Genomic DNA, 21,099 nt, shown 5'->3' with positions numbered 1-21,099 from the left:
CCGGGCCCGCCCGCCCCCGGGATTCGCGCGCCGGGCCCGCAGCGGTCGCCGGTCGGGTCCGCGAGCGCCACCCGCGCCGGGGGCCGGGTCCGTCCGGCCGGGGACATCCCCCGCGAACGCGTCGCGGGTCGCTCACGTCTGCGCCCGCAGCCGCGGCAGGACGAGCTCGCCGAAGACGGGCAGGTCGCGCAGGTAGTCCGGGAAGACGAGCATGACCCCGTCGAGCCCGGTCTGCCCGACGTGCTCGAGGACCTGCTCGGTGACGCTGTCGGGCCCGCCGACGACGACGGCCGTCTGGAACGCCTCGTGGGCCTCGTCACCGGCCGTCATGGACATCGCCCGTTCCAGCGGCAGGCCCCAGGACAGCTTCATGGCGGTGATCGCCTCGCGGTCGTACCCGCGGCCGTACTCGGCGAAGGCGGCGTGGGCCGCCGCGTCGGTCTCCTCCAGGACGACGGTCAGCATGGCGTACGTGCGCAGGCTGCGGCCCTGGTCGGCGGCCAGCGCCTTGACCTCGTCGTTGGCGCGGCGCAGCCCGGCCAGGTCCGGGGCGGTGAGGAAGGAGCCGTCGCAGTGGGCGGCCTGGAACCGCAGCCCCGCCGGGGAACTGCCGGCGGCGATGAGGGTCGGGCGGCGCGAGGGGTGCGGCCGGGACTGGCAGTCGTCGAGGGTGAAGAACTCCCCGCGGTGGGTGACCGAGTCCTGCGTCCAGAGCCGGTCGACGAGCCGGATCCACTCCTCGGTGTACCGGTAGCGGTCGTCGTGGGTGAAGTCCTCGCGCCACTGCCCCATCTGGGAGAACTCGTGCTCGTAGGCGCCCACGACGACGTTCATGCCGCACCGCCCGCCGGAGACCTGGTCCAGCGTCGCGAACATCTTCGCCACCAGCGCGGGGTGGAACAGGTTCGTGTGCACCGTGGCCCACACCTGCACGCGCTCGGTGGCCTCGGCGAGCGCGGCCGTCATGGTCATCGACTCCAGGGTCTGGCCCCAGTGGTCGGTGCGGCCGCCGTACCCGCGCCACTTGGCCATCGACATGACGAAGTCCAGGCCGACGCGCTCGGCGGCGAGCGCCGCCTGCCGGTTGTCCGCGTAGGTGGCCTGCGGGTGGGGGGCGGTCTCGGACATGATCCAGCCGCCGTTGCCGATGGGCAGGAACGTGCCGAACTCCTTGCTCACGGGACCGGCCAGACGAGCTGCCCGCCCGAGTACAGCGAGGGGACCAGGTCCGGGACGACGACCTGCGACAGGTCCGGGACGGCGGGGATCTGGCCCATCTGCACGAGGAACTCCCCCTCGGTGCGGACCGCGGCGTCGTCGATCCGACCCAGCACCTGCCCGTCCGGCAGGGAGGAGTCGACGAGCTCCGTCTCCGTCCGCCACACCTGGGCGTTGTGCTCGCTGTCGTACCCGGCCTGGGACAGCTCCGCGGCGTCGGCGACGCACTCGTCGGCGTGCTGCTCGCAGTGGGTGTAGGCGCGCAGCTGGGCACGCAGGAAGTCCTCGACGGCGCTGCGGTGCCCGGAGAGGAACTCCGGGTCGACGATCGTCGTGGCCATGGACCCGGGGACCCCGTAGTCCTCGGGGTTCCACTCGGTGATCTCCTCACCCTCGGCCGCCAGGGTGAGGGGTTCGTTGGACTTGTACCCCGTGAGCGCCTGCACCTGCCCGCGCACGAGGACGGTCGGGTCGTACCCGACCTTCACCTGGTCGATCTTCGCGACGTCCACGCCCGCCGCGCGGAGCATGGCCTCGATCGTGACGGGCAGCGCGCCCTTGTGCCCCAGCGTCTTGCCCTCGAGCTGCGTGAGGTCGGTGATGCCCGGCTCCGTCATGAGCGTGGCGACCGGGACGTGGCCGAACATCGCGACGGCCTGCACGTCGAGGCCGTTGGCGACGTTGACGAGGACGTCGCCGTTGCCGGCGATGGAGGACAGCTGCGCGGTGCCGGCGGCGACGAGTTGCGCGTTCTGCGCGGTCTCCCCGGTGCCCGGCTGGATCTCCACGTCGAGGCAGACGTCGTCGAAGTACCCGAGGGCCTTCGCCGCGATCGGGTCGAGGATGCTCGCCGAGGCCTGGTACTGGAACCCCGTGACGTAGGTGACCTTCCCCGCCGCCTCGTTCTGCCGGCAGCGTTCGGGCGTGACGGCCGAGCCCCGGCTGCCCGTGGGGGTGGAACCACCCGCGGGTCCCTCCTCCGGTCCACCGCACCCGGCGAGGAGGAGGGCGGCGGCCGCGCCGACGGCGAGGGCGGTGCGGGTGGTGTTCACGGCGGCTCCTGGGCGGTGTCTGGGGGTCAGCGGTTCTGGGACTCGTGCCAGGACAGGACCCGGCGTTCGACGGCGGTGACGACCAGCAGCAGGAGCGACCCCATGAGGGCCAGGCACGCGATGGCGGCGAACACGCGGTCGAGCTGGGAGTTCGAGCTGGCGACGCTGATGAGCGTCCCCAGCCCCGACCGGGCCCCGGCGGCCGCGAACTCCGCGACGACGGCGCCGACGAGGGACAGCGGGAACACGACGCGCAGCGCGGAGAACACGTAGGGCAGGGCGCTGGGGAACCGCAACCGCACGAGCACGTCGAGGCGGGAGGCGTCCACGGTGCGGAACACCTGCAGGACGTGCCGGTCGACCGAGCGCAACCCGGTGGCGGTGTTCATGAGGACGGGGAAGAACGTGATGAGCCCGGTCACGACGACTTTCGGGGTCAGGCCGAACCCGAAGGCGACGACCAGCGCGGGCGCGATGGCCACGACCGGGGTGACGGTGAGGACGACGGCCAGCGGGGTGACGGCCCGGCGCACGAGGGCGAACTCCCCCACGAGCACCGCCAGCAGGACGGCCGGGACCCCGCCGGCCGCCAACCCGAGCAGCGCCTCCTGCAGCGTCGTCCACGCGTTGGAGACGTAGAGGTCCGGCTGGTCGAGGAACTGCCGGCCGACGCTGGACACCGTCGGCAGCACGTAGGGGTTCTCGCGCGCGACCCACGTCCACAGCGCCCCGACCACGACGACCGCCAGGACCGTGGGCAGCCAGGTCCGGGGGTGCACGGTCGCGGCCAACCGCCTCACGCCACCCCCCGGCCCGCGGGGGTGGGGGCCCCGGACACCGGGTCCCAGGCCGTCTCCAGCAGCGCCCGGACGCGGTGCTCGTGCTCGTGCATCGCGGCCGTGTCGAGCTGGCCGTGGTGGCGGGGCCGGTCCAGGTCGACGTCCACCGCCCCCGCGACGCGCCCCGGGGCCGCGGCCATGACGACGACGGTGTCCGACAGCAGGACCGCCTCGGCGATGGAGTGCGTGACGAACACGACCGTCGTCCGCAGCTCCTGCCACACGTCGAGCAGCTGCAGCTGGGCGGACTCGCGGGTGAACTCGTCGAGCGCGGAGAACGGCTCGTCCATGAGGAGCACGTCCGGTTCGAGGGCGAAGGCCCGGGCCAGCGCCGTGCGCTGCTGCATCCCGCCCGAGAGCTGCCCGGGCCGGCGGGTCAGCACGTCGCCCAGGCCCAGCCGGGTCAGCAGCTCGACGGGGTCGGACGCCAGACCCCGCTGCGCCCTGCGGCGCCCGGCGCCGCGGTTCACCTTCTCCAGGACGCGGACGTTGCCGAGCACGTCGAGCCAGGGCAGCAGGGCCGGGACCTGCGGGACGAAGCCGATCGTCTTGCGCGCCCGGGCCTGCGCCGTGGTCCGGCCGCAGATCCGGACCTGGCCCGCGTCGGGCGCCTCGAGCCCGGCGATGAGGCGCAGCAGGGTCGACTTGCCGCAGCCGGAGGGCCCGATGACGCTCACGAACCGCCCGCGGGGCACCTGCAGGTCGACGTGGGCGAGCGCCCGGACGGCGTCCGGGCCCGTGCCGTACGTCTTGCAGGCGTCGTCGACGGCCACGAAGGGACCGTCGGGCGGCGGCGCGCTGGGCATGCGGTGACCCTACTCAGCGCCCACGGCCCGGGGACCGGGGTGGGGACCGCCGCGGCCGAACGGCCGGGACCCGTCCGTGCCGGCGGTAGGGTCCGGACATGGACGCGAGGGCGCGACGGAGCCTCGAACGCCTCTCGGCAGCGGTGCTGGAGCTGGCGGCGGACAACGCACCGGAAACCCTCTCGGTCAGCGAGGTCGCCCGCTGCGCGGGTGTCCACCGCTCCACGTTCTACGAGCACAGCGACTCCCCCTCGGCGCTGTTGCGCTCCGTCCTGCGCGACGAGCTCGACGACGCCCGCGAACGGCACCTCGGTGGCCCGGCCGCACGGGACTGGACGGCCGCCGTGGGCGCGACGACGCGGGAGGTCCTGGAGCACCTGGAACGGCACCGGTCCGTGTACCTGCGCAGCCTGGCCAGCCCCGCCGACGGGACGTTGCGCACGCTCCTGGCCGACCACTTCGCGGCGTCGGTCCTGCTGCTGCTCGAACGGGGCGCCGTCCCCTCCCCCGTCACCGACCCGCAGCTCGTGGCCCGGTACGTCGCGGAGGGGACCGTGGGCGCGCTGTCCGTGTGGCTGGCGCACGAGCAGCGCGACCTCGACTCCTTCCTGACCTCCTGCGCCCAGCTGGCCCCGTCCTGGTGGCCGCTGCGCGTCGCCGGCGGAGGCGGCGGGACCCCGACGTGACGGGAACCGCCCCCGGGTCCCCGAGTTCGCGGCGCCGGCCCCCTCACCCCGGCAGGGGCACGACCCACTCGACGCTGGTGCCCCGCCCGTCCCCGGCGGGGGACGTCACGACGCAGCGGCCCCCGAGGTCCTCGGCGCGCACGCGCAGGTTCTCCAGGCCGCTGCGCCTCGTGGTCGGACCGATGCCGACGCCGTCGTCGGTCACCGTCACCGACAGCTCCCCGGCGCGGACCGCGGAGTGGATCCGGACCCGGTCGGCCGCCGCGTGGCGGGCGCAGTTCGACAGGACCTCGCGCAGCGCCGCGCCCAGGTGGTCGGCGACCTCGTGCGGGACCGGCAGGGGCCGGAGCCCGTCGTGGGTGAGGACGGGCTCCAGACCGAGGACGTCGGAGAACTCCAGCGCCAGGTCGCGCAGGAGCACGCAGGCGTCCGTGTCCTGCTCGGAGTCCTTCAGCTGGAAGATCGTCCCGCGGATCGTCCGGATCGTGTCGTCGCCGTCGTCGATGAGCTCGCGCAGCGCCGCGGCCGTCCCCGGCTCCCGGGTGCGGGCCGCCAGCGCCGACATGCGCAGGCCCCCGGCGAACAGCTGCTGGATGACCTGGTCGTGCAGGTCGCGCGCGATGCGGTCGCGGTCGTCCAGCATGCTCACCCGGCGACGGTCCGCCTGGGCCCGCCCCAGTTCCACCGCGAGCCCCACGTGGATCGCGAAGTCGGCGGCCATCGCCAGGTCCTGCCCGTCGAACGCCCGGCCGCCGCGGCCGCGGGACAGGCACAGGAAGCGCCGGTCCACCCCGGCGCCGGGGGCGACACGGACCACGAGCGCCGTGCCGTCGGGCACGCCGGGCGTCGTGGCGCCCAGGCCCGCGACGGCGGCCTCGGCGACGACGCCGTCCTCGCACCCGGACAGGACCGCGGCGGCCGGGCCGTCCGGGACCACCCACCGGGCCCCGCGCAGCGCCTCGCCGCCGGCGCCCACCGCCGCGACCACGCGCAGGTCGTCCCGGGCGTCCGTCTGCACCACCACCGCCAGGTCCGCCTCGGCCGCGGCGGCCGCGCGCGCGGCGACGGCGTGCAGGGGGGAGACGTCCTCCCCCACCAGGTCGCGGACGATGTCCGCCGACGCGCTCAGCCACCGCTGCCGGCGCTCGGCGACGTCGAACAGCCGCGCGTTCTCGATCGCGACGCCCGCCGCCGAGGCCAGCGCGACCAGCAGCTCCTCGTCCTCGGCCGTGAAGTCGGCGCGCTGCCCCCCTGCCTGCCCCCCGGCGGTCTTCTCGCTCAGGTAGAGGTTGCCGAAGACCGCGTCGCGCACGCGGACGGGCACCCCGAGGAAGGACCGCATGGGCGGGTGCCCCGGCGGCAGGCCCGCCGCCGCGGGGTGCTGGGACAGGTCCGGCAGCCGCAGCGGCTCGGGGTGGCGGACCAGTTCGCCGAGCACCCCCTCGCCCCGGGGGAGGCGGCCGATGCCGCGGGCGGTCTCCTCCTCGACCCCGACGGTGATGAACCGGCTCAGCCCCCCGTCCTCACCCACCACCCCCAGGGCGCCGTAGCGGGCTCCGAGCAGCTCGCACGCGGCCTGGGTGATGCGCCGCAGCAGGGTGGGCAGGTCCAGGTCGGAGCTGATCGCGCGGGTCGCGGCCAGCAGCCCCTGCAAGCGCCCCTGGGTGGCCAGGACGTCCTGCGCGCGGTCGATGAGCTGCTGCAGCAGGTCGTCGAGCTCGAGCCGCGCCACCTGCGGGAACGTCACGGTCTGCTCGCCCCCGGTGCGGCGGTCCTGCGGAGTCCGCGGCGTCTGCGGTGTCTGCGGTGTCTTCGAAGTCATCCCGTCCCCTCGGCCCCGGGCCCCTGCCGGGTGCTCGACAGGCGCATCGAAGCACACCGGGGTCTGGCCCCGCGGTGGGGCGGGACCTCAGCGACCGCTCGTCGCCCGCGCCGCGGGCAGCCCGGTCGACGCCGGGACGTGGTGCACGCCGATCCGGCGGCGGAAGACCCAGTACGTCCAGCCCTGGTACAGCAGGACCAGGGGGGTCAGGACGGCCGCTACCCAGGTCATGACCACCAGGGTGTAGTGCCCGGAGCTCGCGTTCGTCACCGTCAGGCCGTGCGCCGGGTCGGTGCTGGCCGGCATCACGTCCGGGAAGAGGCTGCCGAAGACCAGCACGACGACGGCGACGATCGCGACGGCGGTTGCCGCGAAGGCGCGACCCTCCGCCCGGCGGCGCCCCGCCACCACCGCACCGGCCAGCGCGCCGGCGGCGACGGCCACCGCGGCCCACGTCCAGGTCCGGCCGTGCAGCAGCTGCGTCAGCACCGCCCACGAGCCGGCCACGAGCAGCGCCACCGGCGTGAGCACGTCCCCGGCCCGGGCGGCGCGCTCGCGCACCTGCCCCAGCGTCCGCAGCGCGAGGAAGCTCGCCCCGTGGGCCAGGAACACCGTGAGCAGGGCGAGCCCGCCGAGGAGGGCGTAGGGGTTCAGCAGGGTCAGCAGCGTCCCGGTGAACCGGTGCTCGGCGTCCATCGGCACGCCCTGCACGAGGTTCGCGAAGGCGACCCCCCAGATCAGGGACGGCACCCAGGAGCCGACCGCGATGCACCGGTCCCAGCGGGCCCGCCACACCGGGTCGTCGACCTTGCCGCGGAACTCGAAGGCCACCGCGCGAAGGATGAGCGCGACGAGGACGAGCAGCAGGGCGAGGTAGAAGCCGGAGAACATCGAGGCGTACCACTCCGGGAACGCGGCGAAGGTCGCGCCGCCGGCGACCAGCAGCCAGACCTCGTTGCCGTCCCACACCGGCCCGATCGTGGCCAGCAGGGTCCGGCGTTCGGTGTCGTCGCGCGACAGCGGCGCCAGGAGCATGCCGACGCCGAAGTCGAAACCCTCCAGGACCAGGTACCCGGTCCACAGGACGGCGATGAGGATGAACCAGACGGTGGTGAGTTCCACGAGACGGGCTCCGTGATCAGTAGGTGAAGGCGAGCGGGGCGTCGTCGTCGGCGGCCGGGCCGATGGCGGCGGCGTCGACGTCGGGCAGGGGCAGCGCGGCGTACCGGCGGACCAGCGTGAACCACACGACGGCCAGCACGCCGTACAGGAGCGTGAACACGGTCAGCGAGGTGAGGACCGTCGCCGTCCCGACCGGGGACACCCCGTCACGGGTCAGCATCCGGACCGCGTCCAGTCCTGTCGGGTTGGGCGCCACGACCCACGGCTGGCGCCCCATCTCGGTGAAGATCCAGCCGAACGAGTTCGCCAGGAACGGCATCGGGACGGTCAGCAGCGCCAGCCGGGCCCCGCGACGCGACAGCGGGACCCGCCCTGCCCGGGTGGCCCACAACCCGAGGACCGCCAGCACCGCGCTGAACGCGCCGAACCCGATCATCAGGCGGAACGACCAGTAGGTCACCGGCAGCACCGGCACGTAGTCGCCCGCGCCGTAGCGCTCGGCGTAGCTGCGCTGGAGGTCGTTCACCCCCTCGAGGTGCCCCGAGAAGGAGTTCGTCGCCAGGAACGCCGTCAGCCCGGGGACCGTCACCTGCTTGACGTCGCAGGAGTTCGCCACGTCGCCGACGGCGAAGAGGCTGAACCCGGCACCGTCCTCGCTCTCGCACAGGGCTTCCGCGGCCGCCATCTTCATCGGCTGCTGCTGGAACATCAGGCGCGCCTGGGCGTCGCCGGAGACCGCGACCCCGACGCCGGAGACCAGCAGCACGACCATCGCGACCCGGGCGGCGGACCGGAAGGCCTGTGCCTCCCGGTCGTCGGCCCGCCGCCGCGCCCGGGCCGCCGACCACAGCCCGAGCGCGGCGACGGCCGTCGAGGCCAGGACGAGCGCGCCGGTGACGACGTGCGGGAACGCCGCCAGCGTCGTGGAGTTCGTCAGCAGGGCGACGATGTCGGTGAGCTGGGCCCGGCCCCTCGTGGCGTCGTAGGTCACCCCGACCGGGTGCTGCATGAAGGAGTTCGCGGCCAGGATGAAGTACGCCGAGGCCCACGTGCCCAACGCGACCACCCAGATGCACGCGAGGTGCACCGGACGGGGCAGCCGGTCCCAGCCGAAGACCCACAGCCCCAGGAACGTGGACTCCACGAAGAACGCGGCCATGCCCTCGATGGCCAGGGGTGCGCCGAAGACGTCACCGACGAACCGGGAGTACTCGCTCCAGTTCATGCCGAACTGGAACTCCTGCACGATGCCGGTCACCAGGCCGACCGTGAAGGTGATGAGGAAGAGCTTGCCGAAGTGCTTGGTCAACCGCAGCCACTTCTCGTCGCCGCTGCGGTGCCAGGCGCTCTGGAAACCCGCCACGAGCGGCACCAGCCCCATCGTCAGCGGGACGAAGAAGAAGTGGTACAGGGTGAGGGTCCCGAACTGCAGCCGGGCGAAGGTGAGGGCGTCCACGTCCTCGACCCTGCCCGACCGCAGCCGGCGAGCCCAGGGACCAAGGTCCCCGGGTTCTCAGGAGGCGTTGCCGCGCAGCGGCACCGTCCAGTCCCGCACCTCGGGGAGGTCCTCGAGGTGCTCCACGACGTGGGTCTCGTGCCGTTCGAGCTGGGCCAGGCACCAGCGACGCAGGTCGTCGGCGCCCGCAGGCGCCCTGGACGCGTTGTTCAACGCGTCCAGGACGAGGTGGTAACGGGATGCACGGTTGAGGACGACCATGTCGAAGGGCGTGGTGGTCGTGCCCTCCTCCACGAAACCCCGGACGTGGAACCGCCCGGCCGCGGGACGACCGTGCACGATCTGGTGGATCGCCCCGGGAAAACCGTGGAACGCGAACACCACGTCGACGTGGTCGGTGAAGAGTTCCCGGAAGGTGAACTCGTCCATCCCGTGCGGGTGGTCGACGGGGCGGTGCAGCCGCATGAGGTCGACCACGTTCACGACCCGCACCCGCAGCCGGGGCAACCGCTCGGCGAGGATCTGCGCAGCGGCGACGGTCTCCATCGTCACCACGTCCCCGGCGCACGCCAGCACCACGTCGGGGTCGGCCGACCCGTCGTCGGTCCCGGCCCAGTCCCAGGCACCGGCTCCACGGGAGACGTGCTCGGCTGCCTCGGACGCCGAGAGGTACTGCAGCTGGGGCTGCTTGTCGATGACGACGAGGTTGATCCGCGACCGGGTGCGCAGGCAGTGGTCGGCGACCTCGAGCAGGCAGTTCGCGTCCGGTGGCAGGTAGACGCGGGAGACCCCGGCGCGCTGCGTGAGGGCCGTCTGGATGAGACCCGGTCCCTGGTGGCTGAAGCCGTTGTGGTCGTTGCGCCAGGCCGTGGACGTGAGCAGGACGTTCAGGCTCGGGACCGGCGCCCGCCACGGCAGCTTCTCGGCCTCCTCCAGCCACTTGCCGTGCTGGACGGTCTGGGAGGCGCTGACCATGGCGAACGCCTCGTAGGTGGCGAACACCCCGTGCCGGCCGGTCAGGGTGTACCCCTCCAGCCAACCGTGGCAGTTGTGCTCGGACAGGACCTCCACCACCCGCCCCGACGGCGACAGCGCGACGTCGCCGGGGACGGTCTGCTCCATCCAGGTGCGGTCGCTCGCCTCGAACACCGCACCGAGGCGGTTGCTGCCCGTCTCGTCGGGGCAGAACAGGCGGAAGGTCGTCGGGTTGGCGCGGTAGACGTCGCGCAGGTACTCCCCCAGCCGCCGGGTGGACTCGGCGCGGACGGCGCCCGGCCGCGGGACCTCCACGGCGTAGTCCCCCGTCGGCGGCAGCACGAGGTCACGGGCGAGGAGCCCACCGTTGGCGTGCGGGCTCGCCGACACCCGCAGCGCCTCCTGCGGGTCGTTGGCCCGCACGAGCGCCGTGGGCCGGCCGTCGGCGTCGAAGAGCTCCTCCGGGCGGTAGGACCGCATCCACTCCTCCAGCAGCCGCAGGTGCGCGGGGTTCTCCTTCACCCCGGACAACGGGACCTGGTGGGCCCGCCAGGTCCCTTCGACCTGGACCCCGTCGACCGTGCGCGGTCCCGTCCAGCCCTTCGGCGACCGCAGCACGACGACCGGCCAGGCGGGCACGCCGTCGGGGGCCTGCCCCGTGCGGGCGGCGTGCTGGATGGCGCGGATCCGGTGGTGGGCCTCGGCGAGGGCACCGGCGAACCGGTGGTGCATCCCGGGCAGGTCCTCACCGGTGACCTCCAGGACGTGGTAGCCGTGCCCCTGCAGCAGCGAGCGCACGAGCGCGGGGTCCTTGCGGGCCAGGACCGTGGGCCCGGAGATCTTCCAGCCGTTGAGGTCCAGCACGGGCAGGACCGCCCCGTCGCGCGCGGGGTTGAGGAAGGAGATCCCCTTCCACGCCCCCTCCAGCGGGGCGGTCTCGGCCTCGCCGTCGCCCACGACGGCCAGGGCCAGCAGGTCGGGGTTGTCCATGACCGCGCCGAAGGCGTGGACGAGGACGTACCCCAGTTCCCCGCCCTCGTGCAGCGACCCCGGGGTCGTGACCGAGGCGTGGGAGGGGATGCCGCCCGGGGAGGAGAACTGCCGGAACAACCGCCGCATCCCCTCGGCGTCCTGGGTGACGGCGGGGAAGAACCGGTCGTACGTGCCCTCCAGCCAGCTCGCCGCCACCAGCGCGGGACCCCCGTGGCCCGGGCCGGCCAGGTACACCGCCTGCTGCCCCGTCCGCCGGACCAGCCGGGACAGGTGGGCGTAGACGAAGGACAGGCCGGTGCTCGTCCCCCAGTGACCCAGCAGCCGGGGCTTGACGTCCTCGGCCCGCAACGGCCGGCGCAGCAAGGGGTTGTCCTGCAGGTAGATCTGGCCGATCGTCAGGTAGTTCGCGGCGCGCCACCAGGCGTCCAGCGCCGCCAGCTCGTCCTCGGGCAGACCCCCCGGTGCCAGGGCGTCGTCGGTGGTCGGGGGGTGGACGTCCCCGGGGTCGGGCCAGGGGGTGGCCCGGGAGGTGGAGGCGGTCGACGTGGTGCTGACGGGGAGGTCCCCGGGTTGCGGCGGTCTCACCCGCGTCAACCTGCCGGGGGGAGCCCGCGCGCACCAGGGTCCAACGTCCCGGCCGGCCGGCCCGGACGGGCGGCGGCCGGCACGTCAACCCCGTCCGTGGGCGGTGGTGAACAGCGCGGCCTGCGTCCGGCTGCTGAGCTGCAGCTTCGCCAGGACGTTGGACACGTAGTTCTTGACGGTCTTCTCGGCCAGGTGCAGTTCCGCCCCGATCCGGCGGTTGGTCCACCCCTCGCTCAGCAGCTTCAGCACCCGCCGCTCCTGCGGGGTGAGACCGGCCAGCCGCGGGTCGGCCGCCAACGGGTCCTCCACCCGCCGTCGGACCGCTTCCACGACCGCCGGGTCGAGCAGGCTGGCACCGGCGTGCACGGCGCGCACCGAGCCCACCAGGTCGGTCGTCCCGATCTCCTTGAGCAGGTACCCCGACGCTCCGGCGAGGGCGGCCGCCAGCAGGGCCTCGTCGTCGTCGTAGGAGGTCAGGACGAGCGTGCGCGTCCCCGGGGAGAGCAGGTGGACCCGGCGGCAGACGTCGATGCCGGAACCGTCCGGCAACCGGCCGTCCAGGACCGCGACGTCGGGTCGCGTCCGGGTGATCCCCTCCACCGCCGCGGCCACGGTCCCCGCCTCCCCCACGACCTCCAGCCCGGGGTCGGCCTCCAGGACGGCGCGCAACCCCGCCCGGACCACGGCGTGGTCGTCGAGCAGGAACACCCTGACGGTGGTCATGGCGGTGGGTCCCTCCGATCGGTGCCCCCGGCAGCCTAGGCCCGGGGCGGACGCGGCGGCGGCCGGCCGGCCGCAGGGGCCTCAGAAGGGCGGCGCAGGCGCTCGCGCGGGCGTGCGCTGCCCGCTCAGCAGGGCGAGGTCGACGCAGAAGAACTGCTCCCGGACCCCGGGCGCCCAGGCGTCGAGCGCGCCGCGGACCGCCTCCGGCGGGTCGTCCAGCGCCCGGCACCGGCCCGTGACCGTGACCGTCCACCCCCCGCCGTCCGCGAGCGCGCCCGCCTCCCCCGACGCGGGACCCGACGCGTCGACGTTGACGGCGACGACCGCGTTCGTCACCGACCGCGCCAGCGCGGTGCCCGCCGCCGTGCGGAACCACAGGCGGCCGCCGTGGACGGCGTAGTTCGTGGTCGCCACGGCCGGCAGGGAGCCGGCGGTGAAGACCACGCGCCCCACACCGCCGGGGCCGAGCAGGTGCCGGCACCGGCCGGCGTCGAGCCGCTGCGGGTCCGGCGGCACCGGCACCGCGCTCACCCCCACCACGACGCGGCCGGTGCCCGGTGGGCCGGGCCAGGACCGGCCCACCACGGTGCCAGCCCCCGCACCTGCGCGCGGAGCGCCCCTCGCCCGAACCGGTCCTCCTGCACGTGCTCCTCCTGCGTGGGTCGTCGGGTCGTCGGGTCGTGGGGTCGTGGGGTCGTGGGGTCGTGGGGTCGTGGGGTCGTGGGGTCGTGGGGTCGTGGGGTCGTCGGGTGCGTCCGCCCTCAGGCGGGCCGCAGCGCGTCCAGGGGGTCCCCGGGGGCGCGGGCGGGGCCGGGCAGCTCCGCCCGTCCCAGCTCCCGGCCCGTGAAGTGCGCCATGTCCAGCGCCAGCAACCGGTGGTCGGTCCCCTCCACCAGCCGGCACGCCGCGGTGGGGCTGTGCGGCCGGGGCACGGTGCGGCAGGGGCCCACCACGGTGACGCTCCACCCGGACCGTTCCGACGGCTCGACGTGGTCGACGTGGTACGCCAGGACCGCGCCGTCGACGTGGTGGCGCAGCGAGCTGCCCACCGGCACGGGGAACCAGACCCTGTCGCCCCAGACGACGTACTCCGTGGGCAGGACGGCGGGCAGCGCGGCCTCCGTGAAGACGGCTCTGCCGTTCCCGGACGACCCCAGCAGCCGGCGGCAGTCCCGCGGCGGCAGCGCGCTCGAGCAGTGCATGCCCCGAGGTTGACCCGGTCGGCGCCCCCGGGACAGGGCCCTAGGTCCCGGCCCGCGGACGCGGGGCCCGTGGGAACGACGGAGCGGGTGCCCACCTGTCGGTGGACACCCGCTCTGCGATCCGGTCGGGCTGACAGGATTTGAACCTGCGACCCCTTGACCCCCAGTCAAGTGCGCTACCAAGCTGCGCCACAGCCCGAATCGACCCGCCCTCAACGAGCGAGCCGGGTAGAACCCTACCTCATCGCTTGCGCTTCTCCCGCACCCGCACGCTCAGCTCGATCGGCGAGCCCACGAAGCCGAACTCCTCGCGCAGTCGGCGCTCGATGAACCGGCGGTACCCGGCCTCGAGGAACCCGCTGGCGAAGACGACGAAGCGCGGCGGCCGGGTGGAGGCCTGGGTGCCGAAGAGGATGCGCGGCTGCTTGCCCCCGCGCACCGGGTGCGGGTGCGCGGCGACGATCGAGCCGAGGAACGCGTTGAGGCGGCCGGTGGGGATGCGCGTCTCCCAGGACTCCAGCGCCGTGTCGATCGCCGGGACGAGCTTGTCCATGTGCCGGCCCGTCTGCGCCGACACGTTGACCCGCGGGGCCCAGGGGATCTGGACGAGCTCCTTCTCGATCTCGCGCTCGAGGTAGTGCCGGCGCTCCTCGTCGGTGAGGTCCCACTTGTTGTAGGCCACCACGAGGGCGCGACCGGACTCCACGACGGTGGAGATGATGCGGATGTCCTGCTCGGCGATCGGGACGCTGGCGTCCACGAGCACCACGGCGACCTCGGCCTTCTCCAGCGCCGTCTGCGTGCGCAGCGAGGCGTAGAAGTCCGCGCCCTTGGTGAGGTGGACGCGGCGACGGATGCCGGCGGTGTCCACGAAGCGCCAGGTGCGGCCGCCGAGCTCGATGAGCTCGTCGACCGGGTCGCGCGTCGTCCCGGCCGTGGGGTGCACGACCACCCGTTCGGAGCCGGCGAGCTTGTTGAGCATCGAGCTCTTGCCGACGTTGGGCCGCCCCAGCAGTGCCACGCGGCGCGGGCCGCCCTGCTGGGCGTAACCGCCGCCGACGGCCGAGACCACGGGCAGGACCTCCACCGCGGCGTCGAGGACGTCACCGGTGCCGCGCCCGTGCAGGGCCGAGACGGGGAACGGCTCCCCCAGGCCGAGGGACCACAGCTCGGTGGCGTCGGCCTCCTGGCGCGGGCCGTCGACCTTGTTGGCGACCAGCACGACCGGACGCCCCGACCGGCGCAGCAGCCGGACGACCTGCTCGTCGCTGGCAGTGGCGCCGACGGTCGCGTCGACGACGAACATCACGGCGTCGGCCAACTCGATGGCCAGCTCGGCCTGGTCGGCCACGGCGAGGTTCAGCCCCTCGGCCTTGGCCTCCCAGCCCCCGGTGTCGACGAGGGTGAAGTCGCGCCCGGCCCAGTTCGCCGGGTACGCCACCCGGTCGCGCGTGACGCCGGGGACGTCCTCCACCACGGCTTCGCGGCGGCCGATGATGCGGTTCACGAGCGTCGACTTGCCGACGTTCGGGCGGCCCACGACGGCCAGCACGGGCAGCGGCCCGTCCGGGGTCTCGTCCTCCAGCGGCAGGCCGTCGGCGTCGAGGAGGGCGACGTCCTCCTCGGACAGGTCGTACTCGTCGAGGCCGACGCGCAGCGCCTGCCCGACGTTCTCCCCGGAGTCCTCCACGGTGTCGTCGGTCGTGGTCTCGAAGGGTTCTGGCTGGTCGTCGGTGGGGGTCACCGGGTGCCTCCTGGCACGTCGTCGGACGCCATCTCGCCGAGCCCGAGCTCGTCGGCGGCGTCGTCATCGGGAAGTTGGACACCGGTGCGCTGCAAGGAGTCCAGCACGTGACCGGACAGCTTGACGCGGACCTGCTCGACGGCGGCGGCCAGCGCCACCCGGCCGGGGACACCGGGTTCCTTGACCACCGTGAAGGGTTCGCCGAAGCAGAACGTCAGCCGGCGCCGCACCGGCGGCACCGACCGGCGGGGTTCGCCGGGCAGGTGCGCGCCGAGGCACGCGACGGGCACCACGGGGGCACCGGACTGCAGCGCGATCCACGCGATGCCGGAGCGCACGCTCGCCGCGTCGCCCCGCCCGCGGGTGCCCTCGGGGAAGACGCCCGCGGCGCCGCCGGCCGCGAGGACGGCGAGGACCGACTGCAGCGCGTCGCGGTCGCCGCGGGTGCGGTCGATGGGGATCTGCCCGGCCTGCAGCAGCGACCAGCCCACCACGCGGTTGGGCAGGGACCCGGCGAACATCTCGCTCTTGACGAGGAAGTGCGCCGGTCGCGGGGTGACGCCGAACAGCAGCGGCCCGTCCATGATCGAGGCGTGGTTGGCGGCGAAGAGGACCGGGCCGGTCGTCGGCACGTTCTGCGCGCCGAGCACCCGGGAGTTCCAGACGCCGTGCGCGAGGAGCTTGCCGAGCCCGCGGGTCCAGGCGAACGGCTCCCCCGGCAGCGAACCGCCGGAGGGGGCGGAGTGGGGGCGGAACCTCACGCGTGACCTCCCGCGCGCACCCGGCGCCCGACGACCTCGAGCACGGCCGCGACCGTCCCGTCGAAGTCCAGCGTCGTGGAGTCCACCGTCACGACCCCGTCGGCCGCCGTCGTGAAGGCCGTGGTCCGCGCGTCGAGGCGGTCGCGCTCGACGACCCCGCGGCGGGTGGCCTCCAGCGCCTCGGTGTCCGCGGTGCCGAGGTCCTGGCGGGCGCGGCGGGCCAGCCGGACGGACTCCTCGGCCGTCAGCAGGACCCGCACGTCGGCGTCGGGCGCGACGACGGTCGTGATGTCCCGGCCCTCGGCCACGACCCCGGGCTCGCGGCCCGGTCCGGGCGCGAGGCAGGCCGCCTCGATGAGGGCCCGCTGGCGCAGCACGAGGTCCTGCCGGACCGCCGGGACGGCCGCCACCGCGCTGACGTTCGCCGTCACGCGCGGCGTGCGGACCGCGTCGGTGAGGTCGACCTCGGCGCCGTCGACGACGGTCGCGACGGTCGGCGCCTGCGGGTCGGTCCCCACCACGAGCGCCACGGTCCGCACGTGCGCGGCGACGGCCGCGGCGTCGCTGAGGTCCACCCCGGCCTCGAGCACGGCCCAGGTGACGGCGCGGTACATGGCCCCGGTGTCCAGGAAGGCGAGGCCCAGCGACGCGGCGGTCGCCCGGCTCACGCTGGACTTCCCGCTGCCGGAGGGGCCGTCGACGGCGACGACGAGCGCGGTGGTCACCACGGGCACCTCCCGGTCGGCGGTCGGGGGCGCGACGGGACCACGGGCGGCGGGGGTGGAGGACACCGGACGAGGTTAGTCGACGCAGCACCCCCGCCCCGCACCGGAGCTCAGCCCGGGACCGTCCAGCCGCGGACCCGCAGCGCGTCCACGAGCGGTTCGCCCGACGCGGGCACGACGTCGATGCTCGCCAGCGCCACGGCCTGCCCCTCGGAGTGCTCCAGGCGCAGGTCCTCCAGGTTCACCCCGGCCTCCCCCACGTCGGTCAGGAGCCGCCCCAGCGCGCCGGGACGGTCCGGGACGACGACCACGACCGTGCGGTACAGCGTCGGGGCGCTGCCGTGCTTGCCGGGGATGCGGTCCCGGCCGACGCCGCCGTCGGCGATGGCGCGGGCCAGGCGCGCGCGGGCACCGGGGGCGACGGGGTCGGCGGCCAGGGAGCGCAGCGCGGTGATCACCTCGTCGAGGTCGGTGCGCAGGGCCTCGAGGACGTCGGCGACCGGTGCGGCGTTGCCGGCGAGGATCTGCGCCCACAGGGCGGGGTCGCTGGCCGCGATGCGGGTCACGTCGCGCAGGCCCTGACCGGCCAGGGCCACGGCCGGTTCCGCCGCGTCCCGCAACCGCGCGGCGACCAGGCTCGCGGCGACCTGCGGGGCGTGCGAGACGAGGGCGACGGCCTCGTCGTGCTCGCGGGCCGCCATCGTCACGGGGGCCCCGCCGCAGTCGGCAGCGAGGTCACGGACCGCCTGCAGCGCAGCCGGTCCCGTCACCTCGGTGGCGGCGATGACCCAGGGCCGGCCCGCGAAGAGGTCGGTGCGGGCGGCCACGGCCCCCGAGCGCTCGCGGCCGGCCATGGGGTGGGAGCCGACGTAGCGGGTCAGGTCCGCCCCCCGGGCGCGCAACGTGGCGAGCGGTCCGCCCTTGACGCTGGCGACGTCGGTGACGACGGCGCGGGGGAAGCGCGCGAGCTCGTCGGCCACCACGTCGGCGACGACGTCCGGCGGGCAGGCCACGAGCACCAGGGCGGGGTCGTCGTCCGGCCCGGCGAGACGACCGGCCCCCAGGTCGCGGGCGAGCGCCACCGCCGTCGGGGAGGGGTCGGCGAGGACGACGTCGACGCGGCGCAGGGTCAGCGCCAGGGCCGCGGACGTGCCGAGCAGCCCCGTCCCCACGACGCGGACGGTGCCGGTCGTGCGGGCGGGGGCCGCCGCGTCGAGGGTCACTGGTCGGGGTCCCGTCGAGGACTACTGCGCGATGTCGCGGCGCAGGGCCTGCGCCCCGTTGAGGTAGACGTGCTTGACCTGCGCCCGCGTGCGGGAGGTCTCGACGTGGGCCATGAGGCGGATCACCCGCGGCATGGACCCCTCGATCTCCAGCTCCCGCGCGCACATCAGCGGCACGTCACCCATGCCGAGCTCGCGCGCCGCGACCGCGGGGAACTCCGAGACGAGGTCGGCCGTGGAGGTGAAGATCACGCTGATGAAGTCGTCGAGGGTCAGCTCGTTCGCGCTGATGACCTCCGAGACGAGGTCCCGGGTGCGCGCCAGCACCTCCTCGCGCTCGTCGACGTCGACCTGCACCGCTCCGCGAACCGCCCTCACCGACACCCGCGGCAGGGTACCCACCGCGGGCGGCTCCCCGTTCGCCCCGGTGCTCACAGCCCCGCGACCGACATGAGCTGCTGGACCTCGCCCCGCGTCAGGCGGCGGTTCTTGCCGGGTTTGAGGTCGCCCAGGACGATCGGCCCCATCTGCACGCGGACGAGCTTGAGGACGGGGTACCCCTCGGCCTCCAGGAGGCGGCGCACGACGTGCTTGCGGCCCTCGTGCAGCACGACCTCGACGAGCGCGTACCCGGGCTTGGAGTCCACGAGCTTGAAGGAGTCGACCGAGACGGGGCCGTCCTCCAGCTCGACCCCGGCGCGCAGGTTGCGGCCCAGGTCGCGCTTGACCGGCCCGCGGACCTCGGCGAGGTAGGTCTTCTGCACGCCGAACGACGGGTGCTGCAGGCGGTGCGTGAGCGCCCCGTCGTTCGTCAGCAGGATGAGGCCCTCGGTGTCGAGGTCGAGCCGGCCGACGTGGAAGAGGCGCTGCTCGCGCGGGCCGACCATGTCGGCCAGGTTCAGCCGGTCCTGCTCGTCGTACATGGTCGACACGACGCCCTTGGGCTTGTTGACCATGATGTAGACGAGCTCGTCGTCGATGCTGAAGCGCATCCCGTCGACGTGCACGACCTGGCGCGCGGGGTCGATGCGGACGCCGAGCTCGGTGACGACCTCGCCGTCGACGGTGACCCGGCCGGCCGCGATCATCTCCTCGCACGCGCGCCGGGAACCGGCACCGGCCTGGGCGAGCACCTTCTGCAGGCGCACGCCCTCGGGGTCGTGGACGTCGGCCCCCGGACGCCGGACGGGCGCCGGGCCGCGGCGCGGGGGCTGCGGCGCGGGCGCGATCCTGTCCGTCATGCGCTGCGCGGCCCCGCGGCGGTTGACGGCACCACCGGTGCGCGGCTTGCCGCCCTGGGCGCCACCGGTCTTGCCACCGGTCTTGCCACCGGCCTTGCCACCGGCCTTGCCGCCGGGCTGGGGCCCCTTGCCGCGACCCGTCGCGGGTCGCTGGGGGCGGCCCTGCCCTCGGCCGCCGCGGGGTCCCTGCGGGCTCATGACTGCTCCTCCTGCTGCCGGGGTCCGGTGTCTGCGTGCTGCCCTGCTGAGCGGCTGGACGCTGCGTCCGCCGACCCTCCATCATCCCCCACCGCGGCGACGGGTTCGACCACCCGCTCGGGCTCGGCCGCGGGTCCGGGCACGGGCTGGGCGAGGGGCTGGGCGAGGGGCTCGGCGAGGGGCTCGGCGAGCACCTCGGCGGGTTCGAGGTCGTCCGGCGAGACCTCCTCGGGCAGGAACGGCGCCAGCGGGGGCAGGTCGTCGAGGCTGTCGAGCCCCATCCGCTGCAGGAACTCCCCGGTGGTCCGGTACAGCGTCGCCCCGGAGGTCGCCTCGACACCGGCCTCGCTGACGAGGCCGCGGGTGAGCAGCGTGCGCATGACGCCGTCGACGCTCACCCCGCGGACGGCCGAGACGCGGGCGCGGCTGACGGGCTGGCGGTAGGCGACGATCGCGAGGGTCTCCAGCGCGGCCTGGGTGAGCTTGGCGGTCTGCCCGTCGAGCAGGAAGGCCTCCACGACGTCGGCGTGCTCGGCCCGGGAGTACATCCGCCAGCCGCCGGTGACCTCGCGCAGCTCGAAACCCCGGCCCTGCTCGGCGTACTCCCCCGCCAGCTCGCGCATCAGCAGGTCCACCTCGTCGGGCTGCTCACCGGTCGCCCGCGCCAGCGCGGGGACGGCGACGGGCTCGTCGGCCACCATGAGCACGGCCTCGATCGCGGCCCGCACCCGGCGACCGGCGTCCTCCTCGACGGCGCTCCCGTCCTCGAGCGTGCTCTCGCCGGTCTCCTGCGTGACGTCGGTCACGACGCGCTCCCCTCCTGACCCGTTCCCTCGAACTCGTCCAGACCGGACGGCGCGGACGCCGCTCCCACCCCCCGGTTCGCCTCGGCGCCGGCGTCCCACCGCACCGTCAGCGTCCCCAGCGCCTCGGGTTGTTCCAGCCGCACCCGGCGCTCGCGGAACAGTTCCAGCACCGCGAGGAACCGCGCGACGATCACGAGGGTCCCCAGCTCACCCTCGCCGGCGTCGGCCACCAGTTCGGCGAACGTGACGGTACCGTTGCGCCGCAAGCGGTCCACCATGAGGACGGCTTGCTCGCGGATGCTCACCGCGCTGGTGTGCAGGTGGTCGAGCCCGACGACGGGAACGGGTTTGGGCGTGAGCGCCCGGGCCGCGACGGCGGCGAACTGCTCGGGGCTGACGGTGAGGACGAGTTCGGGCAGCAGCTTCTCGAAGTGCGGTTCGAGCGCCACGGCCCGCGGTACCCGACGGGAGGCCTGCGCGAACCGGTCGCCCAGCAGCGCCGCCACCTGCTTGTAGGCGCGGTACTGCAGCAACCGCGCGAACAGCAGGTCCCGCGCCTCCAGCAGCGCGAGGTCCTCGGCGTCCTCCACCTCGGCCGCCGGCAGCAGCCGGGCCGCCTTGAGGTCGAGCAGGGTCGCGGCCACGAGCAGGAACTCGCTGGCCTCGTCCAGGTCCCAGTCCTCGCCGCCGTCCTGCGCGGCGCGCCGGGCGGCGCGGATGTGGGCGATGAACTCGTCGGTCACCGTCGCCAGCGCGACCTCGGTGACGTCGAGCTGGTGCTTGGTGATGAGGCCGAGCAGCAGGTCGAAGGGGCCGGAGAAGTTCGGCAGCGAGACCGTGAACCCCCGACGGCCGGTCAGCGGGTTCACGTCCGCCGCGGGGGTCGGGACGGGAGCGCTCACGCGCACACGGTAGCGACCAC

General features: G+C 74.6%; 20 protein-coding genes and 1 tRNA gene. 1 reads left to right on the top strand and 20 read right to left on the bottom strand.

The window, feature by feature from the left end:
• Positions 1-132: 132 nt before the first annotated feature.
• Genes AB2L28_RS11565 through AB2L28_RS11550 form a run of 4 tightly spaced genes read right to left on the bottom strand, consistent with a single transcriptional unit; the run spans position 133 to position 3,915 of the window.
• Positions 133-1,179: an LLM class flavin-dependent oxidoreductase gene (locus tag AB2L28_RS11565; protein ID WP_370718945.1), complete on the bottom strand. Its 1,047-nt coding sequence runs from the start codon at positions 1,177-1,179 to the stop codon at positions 133-135.
• A complete protein-coding gene (locus AB2L28_RS11560; protein WP_370718943.1) occupies positions 1,176-2,270 on the bottom strand; it encodes an ABC transporter substrate-binding protein in 1,095 nt (364 codons plus the stop codon). Before AB2L28_RS11560 ends, AB2L28_RS11565 begins: the two co-directional genes overlap by 4 nt.
• 26 nt (positions 2,271-2,296) lie before the next feature.
• Positions 2,297-3,070, bottom strand: coding sequence for an ABC transporter permease (locus AB2L28_RS11555; protein ID WP_370718941.1), 774 nt, complete (start codon positions 3,068-3,070; stop codon positions 2,297-2,299).
• Positions 3,067-3,915, bottom strand: coding sequence for an ABC transporter ATP-binding protein (locus tag AB2L28_RS11550; RefSeq protein ID WP_370718940.1), 849 nt, complete (start codon positions 3,913-3,915; stop codon positions 3,067-3,069). The genes AB2L28_RS11555 and AB2L28_RS11550 overlap by 4 nt, the downstream gene beginning before the upstream one ends.
• 98 nt (positions 3,916-4,013) lie before the next feature.
• Between AB2L28_RS11550 and AB2L28_RS11545 the strand changes: the two genes are divergently transcribed.
• Complete coding sequence (locus tag AB2L28_RS11545) at positions 4,014-4,601, top strand: TetR/AcrR family transcriptional regulator (protein ID WP_370718938.1); 588 nt, start codon at positions 4,014-4,016, stop codon at positions 4,599-4,601.
• A gap of 43 nt (positions 4,602-4,644) precedes the next feature.
• Here AB2L28_RS11545 and AB2L28_RS11540 read toward each other — a convergent pair whose 3' ends face one another.
• From AB2L28_RS11540 to AB2L28_RS11465, 16 genes are all read right to left on the bottom strand, one after another.
• Entirely contained in the window at positions 4,645-6,423 is a 1,779-nt protein-coding gene (locus tag AB2L28_RS11540) for a GAF domain-containing sensor histidine kinase (protein ID WP_370718936.1), read from the bottom strand.
• Positions 6,424-6,510: 87 nt separating this feature from the next.
• Positions 6,511-7,545 (bottom strand): cytochrome d ubiquinol oxidase subunit II, encoded by a 1,035-nt coding sequence (gene cydB, locus AB2L28_RS11535; RefSeq protein ID WP_370718934.1) that lies wholly within the window; start codon positions 7,543-7,545, stop codon positions 6,511-6,513.
• 16 nt (positions 7,546-7,561) lie between these two features.
• Positions 7,562-9,001: a cytochrome ubiquinol oxidase subunit I gene (locus tag AB2L28_RS11530; RefSeq protein WP_370718932.1), complete on the bottom strand. Its 1,440-nt coding sequence runs from the start codon at positions 8,999-9,001 to the stop codon at positions 7,562-7,564.
• Between the two features lie 57 nt (positions 9,002-9,058).
• Positions 9,059-11,437, bottom strand: a complete 2,379-nt coding sequence (locus AB2L28_RS11525; protein ID WP_370719439.1) for a phosphoketolase family protein — start codon at positions 11,435-11,437, stop codon at positions 9,059-9,061.
• Between the two features lie 201 nt (positions 11,438-11,638).
• Entirely contained in the window at positions 11,639-12,277 is a 639-nt protein-coding gene (locus tag AB2L28_RS11520) for a response regulator (RefSeq protein ID WP_370718930.1), read from the bottom strand.
• A gap of 81 nt (positions 12,278-12,358) precedes the next feature.
• On the bottom strand, positions 12,359-12,808 hold the full coding sequence (locus AB2L28_RS11515) for a pyridoxamine 5'-phosphate oxidase family protein (protein WP_370718929.1): 450 nt from the start codon (positions 12,806-12,808) through the stop codon (positions 12,359-12,361).
• A 230-nt stretch (positions 12,809-13,038) separates the two neighbouring features.
• A complete protein-coding gene (locus AB2L28_RS11510; protein ID WP_370718927.1) occupies positions 13,039-13,479 on the bottom strand; it encodes a pyridoxamine 5'-phosphate oxidase family protein in 441 nt (146 codons plus the stop codon).
• 125 nt (positions 13,480-13,604) lie between these two features.
• Positions 13,605-13,678: transfer RNA gene (locus tag AB2L28_RS11505), tRNA-Pro, on the bottom strand.
• 42 nt (positions 13,679-13,720) lie between these two features.
• Positions 13,721-15,169 carry a ribosome biogenesis GTPase Der gene (der, locus tag AB2L28_RS11500; RefSeq protein ID WP_370719438.1) on the bottom strand — a complete coding sequence of 483 codons (1,449 nt, stop codon included), beginning with the start codon at positions 15,167-15,169 and terminating at the stop codon, positions 13,721-13,723.
• A gap of 50 nt (positions 15,170-15,219) precedes the next feature.
• A complete protein-coding gene (locus AB2L28_RS11495; protein ID WP_370718925.1) occupies positions 15,220-15,984 on the bottom strand; it encodes a lysophospholipid acyltransferase family protein in 765 nt (254 codons plus the stop codon).
• On the bottom strand, positions 15,981-16,775 hold the full coding sequence (gene cmk / locus AB2L28_RS11490; protein ID WP_370718924.1) for a (d)CMP kinase: 795 nt from the start codon (positions 16,773-16,775) through the stop codon (positions 15,981-15,983). The genes AB2L28_RS11495 and cmk overlap by 4 nt, the downstream gene beginning before the upstream one ends.
• Positions 16,776-16,819: 44 nt before the next feature.
• Positions 16,820-17,932, bottom strand: a complete 1,113-nt coding sequence (locus tag AB2L28_RS11485; RefSeq protein WP_370718922.1) for a prephenate dehydrogenase — start codon at positions 17,930-17,932, stop codon at positions 16,820-16,822.
• A 21-nt stretch (positions 17,933-17,953) separates the two neighbouring features.
• On the bottom strand, positions 17,954-18,316 hold the full coding sequence (gene aroH, locus AB2L28_RS11480; RefSeq protein WP_370718921.1) for a chorismate mutase: 363 nt from the start codon (positions 18,314-18,316) through the stop codon (positions 17,954-17,956).
• A 47-nt stretch (positions 18,317-18,363) separates the two neighbouring features.
• Positions 18,364-19,371: a pseudouridine synthase gene (locus tag AB2L28_RS11475; protein WP_370718919.1), complete on the bottom strand. Its 1,008-nt coding sequence runs from the start codon at positions 19,369-19,371 to the stop codon at positions 18,364-18,366.
• Positions 19,368-20,177 (bottom strand): SMC-Scp complex subunit ScpB, encoded by an 810-nt coding sequence (gene scpB / locus AB2L28_RS11470; protein WP_370718918.1) that lies wholly within the window; start codon positions 20,175-20,177, stop codon positions 19,368-19,370. Before scpB ends, AB2L28_RS11475 begins: the two co-directional genes overlap by 4 nt.
• Positions 20,174-21,079 carry a segregation and condensation protein A gene (locus tag AB2L28_RS11465; protein WP_370718917.1) on the bottom strand — a complete coding sequence of 302 codons (906 nt, stop codon included), beginning with the start codon at positions 21,077-21,079 and terminating at the stop codon, positions 20,174-20,176. Before AB2L28_RS11465 ends, scpB begins: the two co-directional genes overlap by 4 nt.
• Positions 21,080-21,099 lie beyond the last annotated feature (20 nt).

It is taken from the genome of Kineococcus mangrovi (genome assembly GCF_041320705.1).
GTDB classification, from domain to species: Bacteria; Actinomycetota; Actinomycetes; order Actinomycetales; family Kineococcaceae; genus Kineococcus; species Kineococcus mangrovi.
This window is presented reverse-complemented; position numbering and strand designations above follow the sequence as displayed.